The organism is Methylobacterium sp. Leaf118 (assembly GCF_920984675.1).
Lineage (GTDB): Bacteria > Pseudomonadota > Alphaproteobacteria > Rhizobiales > Beijerinckiaceae > Methylobacterium.
On the sequence record NZ_CAKLBV010000077.1, the window covers coordinates 1 to 19,717 of the forward strand.

Annotated in this window: 14 protein-coding genes and 3 pseudogenes; 11 read left to right on the forward strand and 6 right to left on the reverse strand. The window is 71.2% G+C overall.

Annotated elements, in window-relative coordinates; genetic code table 11:
* Nucleotides 1-652: pseudogene (locus LW587_RS21315) on the reverse strand (hypothetical protein); the annotation flags it as partial.
* Nucleotides 653-1,236: 584 nt separating this feature from the next.
* Here LW587_RS21315 and gltB point away from each other — a divergent pair.
* The 4 genes and pseudogenes from gltB to LW587_RS21335 all read left to right on the forward strand — a co-directional run bounded on the left by gltB (nucleotide 1,237) and on the right by LW587_RS21335 (nucleotide 8,098).
* Nucleotides 1,237-5,952 carry a glutamate synthase large subunit gene (gene gltB / locus LW587_RS21320; protein ID WP_232631597.1) on the forward strand — a complete coding sequence of 1,572 codons (4,716 nt, stop codon included), beginning with the start codon at nucleotides 1,237-1,239 and terminating at the stop codon, nucleotides 5,950-5,952.
* An 8-nt stretch (nucleotides 5,953-5,960) separates the two neighbouring features.
* Nucleotides 5,961-6,197, forward strand: coding sequence for an AbrB/MazE/SpoVT family DNA-binding domain-containing protein (locus tag LW587_RS21325; RefSeq protein WP_232631598.1), 237 nt, complete (start codon nucleotides 5,961-5,963; stop codon nucleotides 6,195-6,197).
* Nucleotides 6,198-6,596, forward strand: a pseudogene (locus LW587_RS24255) (type II toxin-antitoxin system VapC family toxin).
* 68 nt (nucleotides 6,597-6,664) lie between these two features.
* A complete protein-coding gene (locus LW587_RS21335; RefSeq protein ID WP_232631599.1) occupies nucleotides 6,665-8,098 on the forward strand; it encodes a glutamate synthase subunit beta in 1,434 nt (477 codons plus the stop codon).
* A 111-nt stretch (nucleotides 8,099-8,209) separates the two neighbouring features.
* Here LW587_RS21335 and LW587_RS21340 read toward each other — a convergent pair whose 3' ends face one another.
* On the reverse strand, nucleotides 8,210-9,115 hold the full coding sequence (locus LW587_RS21340; protein WP_232631600.1) for an MBL fold metallo-hydrolase: 906 nt from the start codon (nucleotides 9,113-9,115) through the stop codon (nucleotides 8,210-8,212).
* A 199-nt stretch (nucleotides 9,116-9,314) separates the two neighbouring features.
* On the opposite strand from LW587_RS21340, the pseudogene LW587_RS21345 reads away from it, so the two are divergent.
* Nucleotides 9,315-10,654, forward strand: a pseudogene (locus LW587_RS21345) (sensor histidine kinase).
* A gap of 8 nt (nucleotides 10,655-10,662) precedes the next feature.
* Complete coding sequence (locus LW587_RS21350) at nucleotides 10,663-11,319, forward strand: response regulator transcription factor (RefSeq protein ID WP_232631601.1); 657 nt, start codon at nucleotides 10,663-10,665, stop codon at nucleotides 11,317-11,319.
* A gap of 12 nt (nucleotides 11,320-11,331) precedes the next feature.
* On the opposite strand, the gene LW587_RS21355 is transcribed toward LW587_RS21350, so the two are convergent.
* The 3 genes from LW587_RS21355 to galE form a co-directional block, all read right to left on the reverse strand.
* Nucleotides 11,332-12,762, reverse strand: coding sequence for an SGNH/GDSL hydrolase family protein (locus LW587_RS21355; RefSeq protein WP_232631602.1), 1,431 nt, complete (start codon nucleotides 12,760-12,762; stop codon nucleotides 11,332-11,334).
* A gap of 127 nt (nucleotides 12,763-12,889) precedes the next feature.
* The gene (locus LW587_RS21360; protein WP_232631603.1) at nucleotides 12,890-14,086 is read right to left on the reverse strand and encodes a lytic murein transglycosylase; all 1,197 of its coding nucleotides are present in this window, start codon (nucleotides 14,084-14,086) and stop codon (nucleotides 12,890-12,892) included.
* The gene (gene galE, locus LW587_RS21365; protein ID WP_232631604.1) at nucleotides 14,083-15,075 is read right to left on the reverse strand and encodes a UDP-glucose 4-epimerase GalE; all 993 of its coding nucleotides are present in this window, start codon (nucleotides 15,073-15,075) and stop codon (nucleotides 14,083-14,085) included. Before galE ends, LW587_RS21360 begins: the two co-directional genes overlap by 4 nt.
* A gap of 174 nt (nucleotides 15,076-15,249) precedes the next feature.
* Here galE and galU point away from each other — a divergent pair, with 174 nt between their 5' ends.
* Nucleotides 15,250-16,116, forward strand: coding sequence for a UTP--glucose-1-phosphate uridylyltransferase GalU (gene galU / locus LW587_RS21370; RefSeq protein ID WP_232631605.1), 867 nt, complete (start codon nucleotides 15,250-15,252; stop codon nucleotides 16,114-16,116).
* Between the two features lie 245 nt (nucleotides 16,117-16,361).
* On the opposite strand, the gene LW587_RS21375 is transcribed toward galU, so the two are convergent.
* Nucleotides 16,362-17,258: an N-formylglutamate amidohydrolase gene (locus tag LW587_RS21375; RefSeq protein WP_232631606.1), complete on the reverse strand. Its 897-nt coding sequence runs from the start codon at nucleotides 17,256-17,258 to the stop codon at nucleotides 16,362-16,364.
* Between the two features lie 202 nt (nucleotides 17,259-17,460).
* Between LW587_RS21375 and cpdR the strand changes: the two genes are divergently transcribed.
* The 4 genes from cpdR (at nucleotide 17,461) to LW587_RS21395 (ending at nucleotide 19,620) form a co-directional block, all read left to right on the forward strand.
* Nucleotides 17,461-17,817: a cell cycle two-component system response regulator CpdR gene (gene cpdR, locus LW587_RS21380; RefSeq protein WP_232631607.1), complete on the forward strand. Its 357-nt coding sequence runs from the start codon at nucleotides 17,461-17,463 to the stop codon at nucleotides 17,815-17,817.
* A gap of 171 nt (nucleotides 17,818-17,988) precedes the next feature.
* On the forward strand, nucleotides 17,989-18,246 hold the full coding sequence (grxC, locus tag LW587_RS21385) for a glutaredoxin 3 (protein WP_232631608.1): 258 nt from the start codon (nucleotides 17,989-17,991) through the stop codon (nucleotides 18,244-18,246).
* On the forward strand, nucleotides 18,243-19,085 hold the full coding sequence (locus tag LW587_RS21390) for a carbon-nitrogen hydrolase family protein (protein WP_232631609.1): 843 nt from the start codon (nucleotides 18,243-18,245) through the stop codon (nucleotides 19,083-19,085). Before grxC ends, LW587_RS21390 begins: the two co-directional genes overlap by 4 nt.
* Nucleotides 19,086-19,143: 58 nt before the next feature.
* Nucleotides 19,144-19,620, forward strand: a complete 477-nt coding sequence (locus tag LW587_RS21395) for a DUF1178 family protein (protein WP_232631610.1) — start codon at nucleotides 19,144-19,146, stop codon at nucleotides 19,618-19,620.
* Nucleotides 19,621-19,717 lie beyond the last annotated feature (97 nt).

A 19,717-nucleotide genomic window follows, 5' to 3' on the forward strand; every position in this document is an offset into this window, starting at 1 on the left:
CGGGGCGGGCGCCGGCCTCGGGGTTGAGGCCGAGGGGATTGGCGTCCTCCTGCCGCGGCAGGGCGGGCGCGGCCTGCCGGTTCGGGCGATCGGGCCGGGCCCGGCCTTCTTGGGGCGGCGCGGCGCGCGGCGGCGGCGAGGGCAGCACGGAGGGGATGTCGGCGGGCGGCAGGATCAGCTCGGCCTCGCGCTGGCGGCGGGACCGGGCGTCGTCCTCCGTCCAGCCATAGCCCGGCGCCGCGGCATAGCCCGGCGCCGCGGGCCGCGGGCGGACGCTCGGGTAGTAGGGGGCGCCGAGCGCCTCGCGGCCGATCACGGCGCCGTCGCGGCCGTCGATGACGAGGCGAAGACGCGCCCCGCGCGGGCTGGTGGCCTCGACGATATAGGCGCGCCCGTCGAAGCGCGGACGCGCGATTGCGCTGAAGCCGCGATCCTCCAGGCCGTCGGCGACGGCGCGCGGCGACAGCAGCGCCTCGGCGCGGTTGTAGTAGACGCCGCGGGGGGATCCGTAGACGTCCTCCGGACCGTAGCCCCAGGAATAGCCTTGCGCGGCCGCCCCCTGAAGGCCGGCCCCGAGGAGGAGCGCAGCGGCGGCGGCACGCCGCAGAACCGCCGCGGCGGCGCGACCGGAGACGGGACGGCTCGACGTCATGCGGACCTCGCGGGATCGGGATGAGAGACGCCTGCGCCCGGGAGCCCGCTGTTGATCGCAGGTCTCCCGGCGCCACGGGAAGTCGCGTTCCCCGCATTCCCCTCCGTGCCGGCGGAGCGTTTCAAGCCTCTGAATGGGGCGACAATACGGATCGGCCCGTCCGGCTCTCACAGGGACGGTCTCTCGAGGGCCGCGCGGCGGGAAAAGGGACCATGTTCAGGCGCGGTTCAAAAGGCCTGCGAATGCGACGGCGCGCCCCTTGCTGGAAGCCCTAAAATCTGGCAACGTCCATTATAGGACAGCAACACTGTCCCATCTGTCGCGCTTGGCCGTCGGGCGGGCTTTGGAGATCCATCGGGTGACCGACGTGACGACCGAACGAGCCGAAAAACCGGTGACCGTCGAGGCGAACCGGGCCAGCGCCGGCTGAAGCGAGCCGGCGCCCGAGCCCGCGGGTCGGCGGGCGATTCCGGCAGGAACAACCCGACAGAACCCGACTGGTAGTGAAGCGCGCGGCCCGGGCACCCTCGGTGTTCGGGCATGAAACATGCTCGCATGCGGGCAGGGTCGGAGATGTGCGGACGATGAGCTTTATTCCGTCTGAACTGTCGCTGCCGGCGGGCGCCGAGCCCACCGCTCCCTCGCGGGCCGGCCCCGCCCCGATGATCGTGCGCGACCCGGCGCTGCCGCGGGCGCAGGGCGCCTACGACCCGGCCCAGGAGCGCGACGCCTGCGGCGTCGGCTTCGTCGCCGACATGCACGACCGGCGCAGCCACGCCATCGTCCAGCAGGGTCTCAAGATCCTGGAGAACATCGACCACCGCGGCGCGGTCGGCGCCGACCCGACCATGGGCGACGGCTGCGGCATCCTCACCCAGATCCCGCACGGCTTCTTCGCCGAGGAATGCTCGCGCCTCGGCTTCGAGCTGCCCCCCGCCGGCGGGTACGCCATCGGCCAGTTCTTCATGCCGCGCGAAGCGGACGCCCGGGCGATCATCGAGGGGATCGTCGAGAAGACGCTTGCCGACGAGGGCCTGCCGCTGCTCGGCTGGCGCGACGTGCCAGTCGATTCGACCGATCTCGGCAAGGCGGTCAAGGAAACCGAGCCGCATCACCGCCAGCTCTTCATCGGAACCCCGGCCAGCATCTCCGATCAGGACGCGTTCGAGCGGCGAGTCTACATCGCCCGCAAGGTGATCTCGGGGAAGGTCTACGGCTACGGCGACCCGCGGCTGATGGCGTTCTATCCGGTCTCGGTGTCGAGCCGGACGATCGTCTACAAGGGCATGGTGCTCGTGCACCAGCTCGGCCACTACTATCTCGACCTCAAGGACCCGCGCTTCGTCTCGGCGCTGGCCCTCGTGCACCAGCGCTTCGCCACCAACACCTTCCCGACCTGGCGCCTGTCGCACCCCTACCGGATGGTCGCGCATAACGGCGAGATCAACACGCTGCGCGGCAACGTGAACTGGATGGCCGCGCGCCAGGCGAGCGTCGATTCGGAGCTGTTCGGCAACGACATCTCGAAGATCTGGCCGATCTCCTACGAGGGGCAATCCGACACCGCCTGCTTCGACAACGCCCTCGAATTCCTCGTGGCCGGCGGCTACTCGCTGGCGCACGCGATGATGATGCTCATCCCCGAGGCCTGGGCCGGCAACCCGCTGATGAGCGAGGAGCGGCGCGCCTTCTACGAGTATCACGCCGCCCTGATGGAGCCGTGGGACGGCCCGGCGGCCGTCGCCTTCACCGACGGGCGCCAGATCGGCGCGACCCTCGACCGCAACGGCCTGCGCCCGGCCCGCTACATCGTCACCGATGACGGCCTCGTCGTGCTCGCCTCCGAGATGGGCGTGCTGCCGATCCCCGACGAGAAGATCGTCCAGTCCTGGCGCCTTCAGCCGGGCCGGATGCTGCTGATCGACCTCGAGAAGGGCCGCATCGTCTCCGACGAGGAGATCAAGGGCGAGCTGGCCTCCGCGCATCCCTATGCCGACTGGGTCAAGAACACCCAGATCGTGCTGGAGGAACTGCACCCGATCCAGCCGCGGGCCTCGCGCACGGACGTGTCCCTGCTCGATCGCCAGCAGGCCTTCGGCTACACCCAGGAAGACCTCAAGCTGCTCATGGCCCCCATGGCCGTGACCGGCCAGGAGGCCGTGGGCTCGATGGGTTCGGACACGCCCCTCTCGGCGCTCTCCGACCGGCCGAAGCTCCTCTACACCTACTTCAAGCAGAACTTCGCGCAGGTCACCAACCCGCCGATCGACCCGATCCGCGAGGAGGCCGTGATGAGCCTCGTCTCGTTCATCGGCCCGCGCCCGAATCTCTTGGATATGGAGGGGGCGTCCCGGCGTAAGCGCCTGGAGGTCCGTCAGCCGATCCTCACGAACGGCGACTTGGAAAAAATCCGGTCGATCTCCCACTTCGAGGACCGCTTCGACACCCGCACCCTCGACATCACCTACGCGGCCGAATCCGGCGCGGCGGCGATGGAGGGCGCCCTCGATCGCCTGTGCGACCGGGCCGAGGTCGCGGTGCGCGGCGGCTACAACATCATCATCCTGTCGGACCGCGCGGTCGGGCCGGACCGGATCCCGATCCCGGCTTTGCTCGCCACCGCGGCCGTGCACAACTACCTGATCCGCAAGGGGCTGCGTACCTCGGTCGGACTCGTGGTCGAGTCGGGCGAGCCGCGCGAGGTGCATCACTTCGCCTGTCTCGCCGGCTACGGCGCCGAGGCCGTGAACCCCTACCTCGCCTTCGAGACGCTGATCGCGATGAAGGGCGAGTTCCCGCCGGACCTCACCGAGGACGAGATCGTCTACCGGTACATCAAGTCGATCGATAAGGGCCTGCTCAAGGTCATGTCCAAGATGGGCATCTCGACCTACCAATCCTATTGCGGCGCGCAGATCTTCGACGCGATCGGCCTGAACGCGGACTTCGTGGCCCGCGACTTCTTCGGCACCGCCACCACCATCGGCGGCATCGGCATGGCCGAAATCGCCCGCGAGACGGCGGAGCGCCATCGCGACGCCTTCGGTGACGCCCCGATCTACCGCAACGCGCTGGATGTCGGCGGCGAGTATGCCTATCGCCTGCGCGGCGAGACCCATACCTGGACGCCCGACACCGTGGCGACGCTGCAGCACGCGGTGCGCCTCGGCGCGGCCGAGCGCTACCGCGAATACGCCCGGCTCGTGAACGAGCAGGAGAACCACCTCAAGACCCTGCGCGGCCTCTTCCGGATCAAGAGCGCCGCCGATCTCGGCCGCGCGCCGATCGACATCGCGCAGGTGGAGCCGGCAGTCGAGATCGTGAAGCGGTTCGCCACCGGCGCCATGTCCTACGGCTCGATCTCGAAGGAGGCGCACGAGACGCTGGCCATCGCGATGAACTCGTTCGGCGGTCGCTCGAACTCGGGCGAGGGCGGCGAGGAGCCGCGCCGCTTCGTGACGGGACCCGACGGGCGCTCGCGCCGCTCGGCGATCAAGCAGGTCGCCTCGGGCCGCTTCGGCGTGACGACCGAGTACCTCGTCAACGGCGACATGATCCAGATCAAGGTCGCCCAGGGCGCCAAGCCCGGCGAGGGCGGCCAGTTGCCCGGCCACAAGGTCGACGCCAAGATCGCCAAGGTCCGCTACGCGACGCCGGGCGTCGGCCTGATCTCGCCGCCGCCGCACCACGACATCTACTCGATCGAAGACCTGGCCCAGCTCATCTTCGACCTGAAGAACGTGAACCCGGCGGCCGACATCTCGGTCAAGCTCGTCTCCGAGGTCGGCGTCGGCACCGTCGCGGCGGGCGTCGCCAAGGCGCGCGCCGACCACATCACGATCTCAGGGTTCGACGGCGGCACCGGCGCGGCCCCGCTGACCTCGATCAAGCATGCGGGCGGTCCCTGGGAGACGGGGCTGGCCGAGACCCAGCAGACGCTGGTGCTCAACGGCCTGCGCGGCCGCGTGGCGCTCCAGGCCGATGGCGGCATCCGCACCGGCCGGGACGTGCTGATCGCGGTGCTGCTCGGCGCCGACCAGATCGGCTTCTCGACCGCACCGCTCATCGCGGCGGGCTGCATCATGATGCGCAAGTGCCACCTCAACACCTGCCCGGTCGGCGTCGCGACCCAGGACCCGGTGCTGCGCAAGCGCTTCAAGGGAACGCCGGAGCACGTCGTCAACTACTTCTTCTTCGTGGCCGAAGAGCTGCGGGAGCTGATGGCGGCGATGGGCTTCACCCGGCTCGAGGACTTGATCGGCCGCTCGGATCTCCTCGACAAGCGCGAGGCGATCGAGCACTGGAAGGCCCGCGGCCTCGACTTCTCGAAGCTGTTCCACCGTCCGGATGTCGGGCCGCAGGTGGCGATCCGGCATGTCGAGACGCAGCACCATCCGATCGACACGGTGCTCGACCGCCGCCTGATCGAGGGGGCGAAGTCGGCCATCGAGGGCGGCGAGCCGGTCGTGCTCACCGACGTGATCCGCAACTCGGACCGGGCGGCGGGCGCCATGCTCTCGGGCGCGGTCGCCAAGGTGCACGGCCATGACGGCCTGCCCGACGACACCATCGTGGTGAACCTCGCAGGCACCGCCGGCCAGAGCTTCGGCGCGTGGCTGGCGGCGGGCGTCACCGTGAACCTGACCGGGCACGGCAACGACTATGTCGGCAAGGGCCTGTCGGGCGGCAAGCTGATCATCCGTCCGAGCGAGGCGCTGAAGGCGCCCCCCGCCCGCACGATCATGGCCGGCAACACCGTGCTCTACGGGGCGATCGCGGGCGAGTGCTACATCCGCGGTGCCGCGGGCGAGCGCTTCGCCGTTCGGAATTCCGGCGCCATCGCGGTGGTCGAGGGCATGGGCGACCATGGCTGCGAGTACATGACCGGTGGCGTCGTGGTCTCGATCGGCGTGACCGGCCGCAACTTCGCGGCGGGCATGTCCGGCGGCATCGCCTACGTGCTCGACGAGGACGGCTCGTTCCGCGACCGCTGCAACCTCTCGATGGTCGATCTGGAGCCCGTGGAGGAGGAGGACGACCTGATGCGCCGCTTCCACCAGGACGGCGACCTGGAGACCAAGGGACGGGTCGACATCCTGGCCGACATGTCGGGCCACGACGAGGAGCGGCTGAGCCAGATCCTGAAGAACCATCTCAAGTATACCGGCTCGCCGAAGGCCAAGCAGATCCTCGACGAGTGGGCGAACTTCCGCACCACCTTCGTCAAGGTGATGCCAGTCGAGTACCGCCGGGCGCTACGCGAGATGGAGATGGCGCGGATGCCGGTGGCGGCGGAATAGGAGCGGCGATGGGCGATCTGACGGTGCGCGTCCGCCTCGTCCGGACGCCGGAAGGACAAAGACTCGACATCCCGCCCGGCTTCATGCTGGGCGGGGACGAAGCGATCCTTCGCACCGAGGGTGACCGCCTCGTCGTGGAACCGGTCGCCGCACGGTCCCTCCTGGCGGTTCTCGGCAGCCTCGAACATCTCGATGAGGATTGGCCGGAGATCGCGGACCCCCAGCCGGACGACGTGCGGCTGTAGATGCAGTATCTGCTCGACACCAATATCCTCTCAGCCCTTGTCCGGGCGCCGAGCGGAGGCGTGGCTGAGCAGATCCATCGCGTTGGCGAGGCGCGGATTTATACGAGTGTCATCGTCGCGGCGGAACTTCGCTACGGTGCGGCACGGAAAGGCTCGGAGCGACTGTCTCGGCAGATCGAGGCCATGCTCGGATGATCCCGACCGAACCCTGGCGTGAGCCGTTCGATCGGACCTATGCGGTAACGCTTCGGGCTTGAGCGGGCCGGGACACCGATCGGTGGAAACGACCTGCTCATCGGGGCTCAGGCGCTGGCCGATGGCAGCGTTCTGGTGACGGACAACATGAGGGAGTTCGAACGGATCATCGGACTGACGATCGAGAACTGGCTCCGGCCTTGATTGATCGGCACGACACGGTGCGACGGACGAACCTCGCGACAGGCAAAGCGGCGCGATTGGACTGATCGATGGGCAAGGTCACCGGGTTTCTCGAATACGACCGGCAGGAGCAGAAGTATCAGCTCGCCGCCGACCGGGTGCGGCACTTCCGCGAGTTCACGCTGCCGCTCGACGAGCACGATCTGTCGAAGCAGGCGGCGCGGTGCATGGATTGCGGCATCCCGTTCTGCCACGGGCCGACCGGCTGCCCGGTCCATAACCAGATCCCGGACTGGAACGACCTCGTGTTCCAGTCGGACTGGGAGGAGGCCGCGCGCAACCTCCACTCCACCAACAACTTCCCGGAATTCACCGGCCGCATCTGCCCCGCGCCCTGCGAGGAAGCCTGCACCCTGAACCTCGAGAACCAGCCGGTCGCCATCAAGACGATCGAGCAGGCCATCGCGGACCGGGCCTGGAACATGGGCTGGGTCAAGCCCGAGCCGTCGGAGACCCGCACCGGCAAGCGCGTGGCGGTGATCGGCTCCGGCCCCGCCGGCATGGCCGCGGCCCAACAGCTCGCCCGGGTCGGCCACGAGGTGCATGTCTACGAGCGCGAGCCCAAGGCCGGCGGCCTGCTCCGCTACGGCATCCCCGACTTCAAGATGGAGAAGCGCCATATCGACCGGCGCGTGAAGCAGATGGAGGCCGAGGGCGTCGTCTTCCACTACAAGGCGAATATCGGGGTCACCGTGCCCCTCGAGGAGCTGACGAGCCAGTTCGACGCCGTGCTGTTCAGCGGCGGCGCCGAGGACCCGCGCAACCCGCAGCTCCCGGGCCAGGAGCTCGAGGGCGTGCATTACGCCATGCCCTTCCTCGTGCAGTCGAACCGCCGGGTCGGCGCCGAGCCGATGCCGGGCAACGGCGAGCTGCCGATCCTGGCGGCCGGCAAGAACGTCGTCGTCATCGGCGGCGGCGACACGGCCTCCGACTGCGTCGGAACGTCGTTCCGCCAGGGCGCGCTTTCGGTCACGCAGCTCGACATCCGCCCGCGCCCGCCGGAGCGCGAGGACAAGCTGACGGTGTGGCCCTACTGGCCGACCAAGATGCGCACCTCCTCGAGCCAGGCGGAGGGCGCCGAGCGCGAATTCCAGGCCGCGACCCTGCGCCTCGAGGGCAACCGCAAGGGACGCCTCACCGGCGTGGTCTGCGCCCGGGTGGACGAGCGCCGCCAGCCGATCGAGGGCAGCGAGTTCGTGCTGCCGGCCGACCTCGTCTTCATGGCGATCGGCTTCGCCGGCTCGGTGCAGAAGGGCCTGGTCGAGGAATCGGGCGTGGCGGTCGACAAGCGCGGCAACGTCGCGGCCAACGATGAGGACTACCGGACCTCGAACCCGAAGATCTACGTCGCCGGCGACATGCGCCGGGGCCAGTCCCTGGTGGTCTGGGCGATCCGCGAGGGCCGTCAGGCCGCCCGCTCGATCGACGAGGCCCTGATGGGCGCGACCGTCCTGCCGCGCTGAGCGACGCGCTCGGAGCCGACGAAAGGGCCATCGCCGCGCGGCGGTGGCCTTTTCGTTGGGCCCTCTTGATGAAAGTCCGAGCAGGCGGACGCCGGATCTCGCACCGCGGCGTCAGGACACCGGGATCAGCCGGTAGCCCGATCCGGCCCGCTCGATCCGGCCGCGGACGTCGAGATGCATCCCGGTGAGGGTCAGGTCTTCGATGACGGCCCGGTCGAGGAGGCGGCGGCGGGTGGCGATCGCCGCCGCCGGGTCGGTGTCCCAGATCACCGTCCAGTCCGGATGCGGCAATTGCAGGATCCGGGAGTGCAGGATGTCGCCCCCGATCAGCAGCCGCTCCGCCCCGTCCTCGATCAGCAGGCCCGCATGGCCCGGCGTGTGCCCCGGCAGGGGCAGGAAGCGGATGCCGGGTGCGAGGTCGGCCTCCCCCGAGACCCGGCGGATCCGCCCGGCATAGCGGGCCAGCACCGCCTCGGCCGTGTCGAAGAACGGAGCCAGGGCGGCCGGCGCCCGGGCGCGCGCGGCGGGATCGGACCAGAGCGCCGCCTCGCGGTCCTGCAGTACGAGATCCGCATGGGGGAAGCGGGCTTGCCCCTCCGGCGTGAGGAGGCCGCCGATATGGTCGGCGTGGAGATGGGTCAGCCACACCGTCTCGACCCCAGCCGGGGAGATACCCTCCCTCGCCAGCGCCGCCGTCACCCGGTCGAAGCCCGGGCCGAGGACCGTGCCGCAGCCGGCGTCGAGGAGCCAGGCTCGGGCGCCCCGCCGGATCAGGAAGGCGTTGACGGGCTCGGGCGAGGGACCGTGGGCCGGGAGCCCGGCCTCCGTCAGGAGGGCGCGGCCGGCCGGGCTGTCGGCGGCCGGGATCATGGCGGGCTGGAGCGGGAAGAGGCCGTCCCGCAGCGGGGTCACCGTGACGGAACCGACCCGATAGGCGGCGGCCGCCGCGCCGGGCCGCAGGAGCGGCAGGGCAGCGCCGAGCGCCAGGACGGCGCGGCGGGAGAGGGCGCGAGGCATCAGGTCGGGCTCCAGCGGAGGGCGACCCCGATCCTGGCCGCCCCGGCCGGGTCCGCCCAGGGAGGCCGTCCCGGCGGGAGCCGGGCAATCCTCCCGACATCGCCGCCGACCGCTTGCATCGGACGGCGTTCCGGGGGCCCACTTCCGCGAGCGCCACACCCGCGCGCCACCCGCCGATGCCCGCTTTGAGTCGTCCTCGATGAGCCTGCCCGCGCATCTCGCCCTGCGCCTCCTCTCGGTCACTCTGCTCTGCCTGGCCGGGGCCGTCGGCTGGACCGTCTGGGAGGTCCGCGCGGGCCTGCGCGACGAAGCCGGGATCTCGGCCGAGCGGATCGCCGCCCAGTTCGCGCGCCAGCCGGGGCTCGGCAGCGTGGGACCCGCGGCGCTGCCGGTCGCCGATCCCGGGCCCGAGGCCTCGGTCCTGCGGCTTTTGCCCGGCATCTGCGCCGAGATCCGCCTCGCCGCCGAGGTGCCGCGCCGACTCTGCGGCGATTGGGACGGCCTCGGTGCGGCCCCGGACTGGTTCGCCGCGGCCCTGGCGGCGGGCGTCGGGGGGGAACCGCTCGTGCGCGCCATCGTCTACCGGGGCCGCACCCTCGGGAGCGTCGAAGCCTGGCCCGATTCCGCCGCCGCGGCGGGACGGGCGTGGCGGCAGGGACGCTTCGCGGGCGGCCTCGCCGTGTCGCTGGCCGGGACCACCGCCCTGCTCGGATGGATCGCCGCCGCCCGCCTCGTCGCACCGGCCGGCCGCATCGTGCAGGGGTTGGAGGCGGTCGGCACGGCGGCGGGCCCGGCCCCGCTGTCCGGTTCGCCGCGCGGGAATTCGACCGGATCGCGACGGCGACCACCCTCCTGGCAGGCCGTCTCGACCGCATCGAGGGCGAGCGCGCCGATCTGGTGCTGCGCCTGGTTCAGGTGCAGGAGGCCGAGCGGACGGCCCTCGCCCGCGACCTGCACGACGCGTTCGGCCAGTCCCTCGCCGCCGCGGGTGCGCTCGCCATGGCCATCGCGACCGCCGCCCCGGAGGATCGGCCGGACCTGCGGGCGGATGCCGAGGGGATCGAGGCCGTCATCGCCGCCATGCGCGGAAATCTGCGCGGCGCCCTGACCCAGCTCGAACTACCGGATCTCGCCGGGATCGGCCTGGGCGGCGCCGTGCGCGGCCTCGTCGCGGATTGGCGAGCGCGCCTTCGCACCGGCCCCGCCCTGCATCTCGATCTGGGGGGCGATCTCGGGACCCTGCCCACGGAGACGGCCGCGGGCCTCTACCGGATCGCCCAGGAACTCCTCACCAACGCCCTGCGGCACGGGCAACCCCGCCACGTCTTCCTGCGGGTTCGGCGGAGCGAGACCGGCCCGGGATCGGTCACGCTGATCGTCGACGACGATGGCGGCGGCGAGGCCGCCCGCGCGGCGGATGCGCCGGGTCGCGGCCTTCCGGGCATCCGGGCACGCCTCGCCAGCCTCGGCGGCGGGCTTTCCCTGACGGACAACGGCAACGGCATCCGGGCCTGCGCCACCGTCCCCATCCCTGGCTAAGGCGAGCGATGCCCACCATCCTCCTCGTCGACGATCATCCCGTGGTCCGCGAAGGCTATCGCCGCCTGATCGAACGCCAGCCGGGCCTGACCGTGGTGGCGGAGGCCGGGACGGCGGCGCAGGCCTATCGCCTCTATCAGGCGCACGCGCCGGATCTCGCGATCCTCGACCTGTCGCTGCCCGGCCCGAGCGGGATCGAGGCGATCCGGCATATCCGCCAATGGGACGGGGCGGCCCGCCTCCTCGTGTTCAGCATGCGCACCGGCGCCGCCGTGGCGCGTCAGGCCTTCGCGGCGGGCGCCGCAGGCTATGTCAGCAAGGCGAGCCCGCCGCAGGCGCTGCTGACGGCGGTGGCGGGGGTCTTGCGTGGCGAGCGGGCGATGAGCCCGGACATCGCCCTGGCGATCGCCCAGGACGAAGTGGCGGACGCGCGCGCCCCGCTCGACCGGCTCAGCCCGCGCGAGGTCGAGATCCTCGCGCTCGTCGCGGGGGGAGCGACGGCGCAGGCGGCGGCCGAAGCGCTCTGCCTCAGTCCGAAGACGGTGCAGAACACCCTGTCGCTCATCCGGGCCAAGCTCGGCGCGCGCACGGATGCGCATCTCGTCTGGATCGCCCTCGGCGCCGGCCTCGTGTCCCCGCCCGAGGACGCGCGCCCGGCGCCGTGAGACCGCCGGGCGCTACCCCGGCGGCCAGCGGAAATCGTCGGCCCGGCCGGGCTGGGGCAGGGGCGCGGCGCCGCGCTGGAGGCTGCGCTCGCGGGTGCCGGTGGCATCCCCCTCATGGGGACGGCCGGTGAGCAGAGTGCCGCCCGGGGAGGTTTCGGCCCGGCCAAGCGGCACCACCGGCCCGGCCGCGGGCTTCACCGGCAGGCTCGGGATGCCGGGCGGCTCGGGCAGGCTCGGCAGCATCGCGGTGATCTTGCGGTCGATGGCGGCGGTGTCGTCGAACCCGGTCGCCGGCGCGCCCTCGCTCGGCACGGCCGCGACGGCCGGCGGCGGGTCGGGGGGCAGGCCGCCCTTCACGCCCATCAGCCGCTTCAGCTCGACATCGGCGAAATGGGCGACCTTGCGGGCGCCCGCGCTGGTGAAGTGGATGCCGTCGGAGGTGCGCAGCCGCGCCTCCTGCCCGTCGACATCGGGGCCGGACACCGTGAAGCGGTTGCGGTCGTCGACGAAGCCCTGCCAGATCTCGACATAGCTCTGGCCGGCCTTCTGGACCCGCTCGCGGACGAGATCGTTGATCGCCGCGAAGTCGCGGGTCAGCGATTCGCTGCGCACCGGCGGCAGGCCGACCCAGATCAGCGGCACCTTGTGCTCGGCGAAAACCTTGACGACCGCGTCGACCCGAGCGGCGTAGATCTCGCGCCACGAGTCGGAGAGCGGCTCGTAGTTCTGGTCCCCCTCGCGGATCGCCTGACGGTCGTTCACCCCGACCATCATCAGCGCGTAGGACAGGTTCGGCGTGGCCTTGAGGAAATCCTCGCTGGCCTTGGCCCAATCCACCACGTCCCGGCGCACGAGGCCGCTGTCGCCCTTGGAACGGTCGAGGACGGCCACGTCGGCATTGTCCGAGAAGGCGTCGTCGATGCCCTTGCCGAGATAATTCGCGAGCGAATCGCCGAAGATCGCGACCCGGGTGGTCGGCTCGGCCTTCGGCACGGTGGGCTTGGGCGGCTGCGCCACCGCGGGGGGCGGGCTCGGCCGGCGGCGGCGCGCGGCCCGCTCCTCCTCGGGCCGGGCCGCGGCGGCCGGGGGACGGGCGCGCGGGGGACGGGCATAGCCCGGGGCCGCCTGCGAGGGTCCCTGGCTCGGGGGCGGCGGGGGCGGGCTGCGCGGCTGGTCCTCCCAAGGCCAGAAGAACTGGCGGGATTCCTGCTGCGGCTGCGGCACGTAACGGCGCGCCGGAGGCCGGGCGTAACCGTCGTCCCGGTATCCCCGTCGGCGGGGCGGCGGCGCGGCATAGGGGTCGGCCGGCGGCGGGTCGTAGCTGTCGCCCCACTGGGCCAGAGCGGGCCCAGGCACCGCGACGGCCGCGGCGGCAAAAGCAAGACATCCGAGGATCGCGGCGAGCGCCAGCGGCGCGGGGCGATCGGTCGGGCGACGATCCATGCGGGAACCTCGATCGGGCCTGGGTGGGGCCGGTCGGCCCGCCCCGAAAGAGTCAGGATAGCGCGCCGGGCGGCGCGCGTCTAAAGGCCCGCGCCTGGAGGGCGGGGCGCCGTCGCCGCAGCGGCGCTCACGGCCGCGCCGTCCCGTCCAGCCGCTCCAGCAGCGCGGGCCGGGCGTAGCCGTCCGCGGGCAGGCCCACGCGGATCTGGTACTGGCGCACCGCCTCCCGCAGCTTCGGCCCGGCCCGGCCGTCGGTCTCGCCGGCATAGAGCCCCTCGCGGGCGAGCCCCTGCTGGAGCCGCTTGAGACCGGCCCCGTCGAGGCGGGCGGCGTTGTTCGGCCAGGGCGCGGCGAGGGCGGGCGCCCCCGCGAGGCGGTCGGCGAGATGGCCGATGGCGAGGGCGTAGGAATCGGCGGTGTTGTAGCCGCGGATCACCTCGAAATTCTCGGTGATGAGGAAGACCGGCCCGCCGATCCCCCCGGGCAGGAACAGGCTCGCCTCGCCCTTGGCCGGCAGCGGCTGGCCGTCGGTGCGGCGCAGGCCCCGGGCGGCGAAGTCGGCGAGCGGCCCGCGGTAGCGCGTCAGGTCGAAGCCGTCCGGGAGCCGGACCTCGTAGCCCCAGCTCACCCCCGGATTCCAGCCCAGCGAGCGCAGGTAATGGGCGATGGAGGCCAGGGAATCCGCCTCCGAGCGCCAGATGTCGCGCCGCCCGTCGCCGTCGAAATCGACCGCCTCGCGCAGGTAGACCGAGGGCAGGAACTGCACCTGCCCCATGGCCCCGGCCCAGGAGCCGACCATCTTGGCGGGCTCGACATCGCCCTTTTCCAGGATCTGGAGCGCGGCGAGCAACTCGTCGCGGAACAGAGTGCCGCGGTGGCGCACGCTCGCGAGGCTCGCCAGCGACCGCACCGTCGGGAGATTGCCCGCGCTCGCGCCGAAATCCGACTCGACGCCCCAGAAGGCGAGGATGACGGGGCCCGGCACGCCGGTCCGCGCCTCGATGGCCTTGAGGGTGGTGGCGAGGCGCGCGGCCTGCGCCCGGCCCTTGGCGATGCGGCCGGGAGAGACCGCGCCGACGAGGTAGTCCCAGACCGGCCGGCTGAACTCGCCCTGGCGGCGGGTGCGGGCGATCACCTCCGGATCGGGTCCGCTCACCCCGGCGAAGGCCGCCTCGAAGGTTTTTCGCGAGACGCCGCGGGCCGTCGCGTCGGGGCGCAGAGCCTCGACGAAGGCGCCGAAATCGCCCTCCTGCGCCCGCCCCGGTCCGAGGACAGCGAGGTGGGCGACGACGGCGAAGGCGGCGAGGGTGAGGACCCGCGTCAACGGTGGTTGCGCTTCGCCAGGGCATCCTCCCAGGCGAGCGCCTGGCCGACGATGGCGTCGAGATCGTCGTGCTTCGGGGTCCAGCCGAGCTGGTCGCGGATGCGGTCGGCGCCCGCTACGATCTGGGCTGGATCACCGGGACGGCGGGGCGACAGGCGCACCTCGAAATCGCGGCCGGAGACGCGCTTGACCACCTCGATGACTTCCAGGACCGAGTAGCCGCGGCCGTAGCCGCAATTCAGCGTCAGGCTCTCGCCGCCGCCCCGCAGATGGTCGAGAGCCACCATATGCGCCTCGGCGAGGTCCGACACCTGAATGTAGTCGCGCAGGCAGGACCCGTCGGGCGTGGGGTAGTCGGTGCCGTAGACGTCGAGATGGGAGCGCTGGCCCAACGCGGCCTGGGTCGCCACCTTGATCAGGTGGGTGGCATTCGGGCTCGACTGGCCGCTGCGGCCGCGCGGGTCGGCGCCGGCGACGTTGAAGTAGCGGAGCACGACATAGGAGAAGCCGTGGGCCTTGGCCGCGTCGGCCAGCATCCACTCGCTCATCAGCTTGGAGCGGCCGTAGGGATTGATCGGGCTCGTAGTCAGGGTCTCGGGCACCGGCACCACCTCGGGCTCGCCGTAGACGGCGGCGGTCGAGGAGAAGATGAAGTGCTTGACCCCCGTGCGCGCCGCGGTCTCGATCAGCGCCCGGGTCTTGACGGTGTTGCCGAGGTAGTAGCCCAGCGGATCGGTGACCGATTCCGGCACCACGATCTTGGCTGCAAAATGGGCGATCGCGTCCACCCGGTGGCGCAGGATGGTCTCGGTGACGAGCGCCTGATCCGCCACGTCGCCGACGACGAGGCGGACCTCGGGCGGCAGGGCCCAGTCGAATCCCGTGGAGAGGTCGTCGAGGACCACGACCTCCTCATGCCCGGCATCGACCAGGGCCAGCACCATGTGGCTGCCGATATAGCCCGCCCCGCCCGTGACCAGAACCGCCATGCCGTCCCCCTCTCAATTGGACAATACCACGTTACGGGGACGCTTCTGACCCGATTCAGCGCGAAAAGGCCATCCGGCCCGGCGCAACCAGGGCTGTGGCCGGCCCTGGCCGTGCTATGGGAGCCTGCGTCGACCAGGGTTCGTCCCGACCACGCTATCCACGGGTCCCACCACATGAAACCGATTCGCAAGGCCGTCCTTCCCGTCGCGGGCCTCGGCACGCGCTTCCTGCCGGCGACGAAAGCCGTCCCCAAGGAGATGTTGACCGTGGTCGATCGGCCCGTGGTCCAGCATGTCGTGGACGAGGCCCGCGAGGCGGGCATCGAGCATTTCATTTTCGTCACCGGCCGCGGCAAGGCCGTGATCGAGGACCATTTCGACATCGCCTTCGAACTCGACCACACCCTTCAGGCGCGCGGCAAGCAGGCGGCCTACGAGGAGCTGAAGCGGGATCTGCCCCAGGCCGGCCAGACGAGCTTCACCCGCCAGCAGGCGCCGCTCGGGCTCGGCCACGCGGTGTGGTGCGCCCGCGAGATCGTCGGCGACGAGCCGTTCGCGGTGCTGCTGCCCGACATGCTGAGCCGCGGCTGCATGGGCCAGATGCTGAAGGCCTACGAGCAGCACGGCGGCAACGTCATCGCCGTCGAGGAGGTCAAGCCCGAGGAGACCCACCAATACGGCATCGTCGCCGTCGGCGAGACCTTCGGCCAGAGCTTCGAGATCACCGGCATGGTCGAGAAGCCCAAGGCCGGCACCGCGCCGTCGAACTTCATCATCTCCGGCCGCTACATCCTCCAGCCCGAAATCTTCTCGATCCTGGAGCGCGGCGAGACCGGCGCGGGCGGCGAGATCCAGCTCACGGACGCGATGATCCGCTTGGCCGAGGAGCAGAAGTTCTACGGCATGCATTTCGACGGCCGCACCTACGACACCGGCTCGAAGCTCGGCTTCCTCACCGCCAACCTCGCCTACGGCCTCGAGCGTCCCGAACTGGCAGAGCCGCTGAAGGCCGAGATCCGTCGGCTCCTCGGCGAGGCCTGATCGGGTTCCATGCAACGCCGCGCGCGGGGCATGCACATGGCGCAGGCGGCATCGGTCTTGCCGGCCTTGATTTTTGTGCACCGCGATGCGATTTGTGCATTGCGAGATCGCGATGGCGTCGCGGTCCCGTAGCCCTTCTTGGGCGTTTCCTCCCTAGACTTCGGGCCGTCCTTCGGGACGGCCTTTTTTCTTGCCCTATAGGGGACGCGATGCCGAGGGGCCGGCGCCGCTCGCGGCGGGCGCGCCTACTCGGCGGCCATCCGGGGCGAGGCGGAATCGACCGTCTCGGCCGCGACCGCCGCGATCACCGTGGCCAGTTGCTGGCTGAGCGGCGCAAAGCCCGCGGTCAGCGCCAGCGACTGCTCGTTCATGTAGAGCGCCCGGTTGATCTCGATCTGCAGGGCGTGGCGCCCGAGGCCCGGCTCCCCGTAATGCTCGGTGATGAAGCCGCCTGCGTAAGGCTTGTTGCGGACCACCCGGTAGCCCAACGCCCGCAGCCGGCGCTCGAAACTCTCGGTGAGGGCCGGGGCGCAACTCGTCCCGAAGCGGTCGCCGAGGACGAAATCCGCCTGGGCCGAATCCTCGCGGCCAAGGCTCGTCGAGGGCATCGAGTGGCAATCGATCAGGATGGCCCGGCCGAAACTGCGGGCCGTGCGCTGGATCAGGCCGCGCAGGGTCCGGTGGTAGGGCTTGTAGAGCGTCTCGATGCGCGCCACCGCCTCCTCGACGGGCCACCGCTCCCGGTAGATCTCCTGGCCATCGGCGACGATGCGCGGCACCGTGCCGAGCCCCCCGGCGACCCGCATGGAGCGGGTGTTGGCGAAGGAGGGCAGGCGCCCCAGGAACATCCGCGGGTCGAGTTCGTAGGGCTCGCGGTTGAGATCGAGATAGGCCCGGGGGAAGTTCGCGCGCATCAGCGGCGCGCCGAGCCCCACCACCGCGGCGAACAGCCGGTCGACATGGGCGTCCTCGGATCGGCGCAGGGTCAGGGCGTCGAGGCGCGAGGCGCCGAGGAAGGTCGGCGGATAGACCGCGCCCGAATGGGGCGTGTTGAACACGAAGGGAATCGCATGCCGGACCGGCTCGTCCACGACGAAGGGCGGATCGAACGCCTCGGGGCCGTTGGAGGAGGGGGAGTTCATCGAGACGCGGAAACCAGACTGTGACGGTGTGGCGGCATCGCCCCACTTTGGTGCGGCGGACCCGCCCTGTCCACTGGTCGGCGCCCCGCCGACGGTGACAGTCCGGGCCGACCGGGGCGGGTCGCCCTTAACCCCGTGTTTACCAAGCCGCCGCTTTATGAAATGAACTCCCTCAGGCGCATGGGCACCGGGACGCCATTCGATGAAGATCCTGCTAGCGGAAGACGACAACGACATGCGCCGGTTCCTGGCCAAGGCGTTGCAGAACGCCGGCTACGACGTGCTGTCGTTCGACAACGGCCTCTCCGCCTATAACCGGCTGCGCGAGGAGCCGTTCGAGCTCCTGCTGACGGACATCGTCATGCCGGAGATGGACGGCATCGAGCTGGCCCGCCGGGCCACCGAGCTCGATCCGGACATCAAGGTGATGTTCATCACGGGCTTCGCGGCCGTGGCGCTGAACCCGGATTCGAAGGCTCCCAAGGACGCGAAGGTCCTGTCCAAGCCGTTCCACCTGCGCGAACTCGTCAACGAGGTCGAGAAGCTGCTGGCGGCCTGAGGCCGATGCGCGGGGACGTGTGACTTCCCCGCAGTAGGAAGGCCGTCGCGGATCGCCTATATCGGCCGCTCGGAGTTCCGCGCAGGGCGCTCCGCCGGCCATCGCCTCCGCGACGGCGCGGGCGGATGCCGGGCATGGGACGCAGTCTCCCTCCCGGGCACGCGACGGACCATGCAGCCGGTCACAATCTACACCACGGCCTGGTGCCCCTATTGCTCGGCGGCGAAGACACTGCTGCGCGACAAGGGTGTCGCCTTCACCGAAATCGACATCGAGAAGACCGCCGGCGCCCGCGCCGCGATGCTCCAGAAGGCCGGCGGGCGCACCAGCGTGCCGCAGATCTTCGTCGGCGACCGCCATATCGGCGGCTGCGACGACCTCTACGCCCTCGACCGCGCCGGCGGGCTCGACACGCTGCTCGCCGCATGAGCGAGGCCGCCTCCGGGCGCTTCGTCGCCGCCTGCGTGCAGATGCGCGGCGGGCGCGATCCGGCCGCCAACCGCGACACCGCGGTGCGGGCAGTGCGCGAGGCCGCCGAGGCGGGGGCGGCCTATGTCCAGACCCCCGAGACCACCTCGCTGATCGAGCGCGACCGCGCGGCCCTGTTCGACAAGGTCGGCTCGCAGGAGCAGGACGCGACGCTCGCCGCGCTCCGCGAAGTCGCGCGGGAGAAAACCATCGTCCTGCAGATCGGCTCACTCGCCATCCGCGAGGGCGACAAGATCGCCAACCGGGCCTTCCTGATCGACGCGGACGGCCAGATCCACGCGGCCTACGACAAGCTCCACCTCTACGACGTGGATCTGCCGAACGGCGAGAGCTGGCGCGAATCGGCGACCTATACGGGCGGCGATTGCGCCATCGTGGCGGCGACGCCGCTCGCCGCCATCGGCCTCACCATCTGCTACGATCTACGCTTCCCGGCCCTCTACCGGGCGCTCGCCGAAGCGGGCGCCCAGGTGCTGACGGCGCCGGCCTGCTTCACCCGGCAGACCGGCGAGGCCCATTGGCACGTGCTCCAGCGGGCGCGCGCCATCGAGACCGGCGCGTTCATGATTTCAGCGGCGCAGGGCGGCCGGCACGAGGACGGGCGCGAGACCTTCGGGCACTCGCTCATCATCGATCCCTGGGGCCGCATCCTCGCGGAGGCCGACGGCGACGCGCCGGGGATCATCCTCGCCGAGATCGACCTCGCTCGGGTGACGGAAGCCCGCGCACGCATCCCCACCCTGTCCCACGCGCGGAGCTTCACGGTGCGCCGCGCCTGATTCGTCCGCCTCCTTCGCGTACCGGCGGCGCCGTCCCTGCGCCGAGGCTTCAAGGGTCATGATCCGCTTCTCCCTCGCCTGCGATGCGGGCCACACCTTCGAGAGCTGGTTTCCCTCGGGCTCGGCCTATGACGAGCAGGCGGCCCGCGGCCTCGTGACCTGCCCGTTCTGCGACTCGCCCCGCGTGGCCAAGGCCCCGATGGCGCCGGCCGTGGCGCGGACCGACCGCGCGGGGTCCGCGGCTACCGCCGGGCCTGCGCCGACCGACGCGTCCCCCTCCGCGCCGACCGCGCTCCCGCTGCTTGCCGAACCGGAGCGGCAGTTGCGGGCCTTCATGCGGGCGATGCGCGCGCAGGTGGTCTCGACCGCCGAGCATGTCGGCGAGCGCTTCGCGGACGAGGCGCGGGCGATCCATTACGGGGAGGCGGAGGGCCGGCCGATCTACGGCGAGGCGAGCCTCGGCGAGGCGCGGAGACTCGCCGAGGAAGGCATCGAGGTCATGCCGCTACCGCCGGCCCTCGACGACCGGAACTGACCCGCCTAAATAGAAACTGGCTCTTCGGGTGTGATGGCACATGAGAAGCCGAGGCGCTCGATCTGTCGCGCGAGAGCCTTGGCGCGCGTCGCCGGTG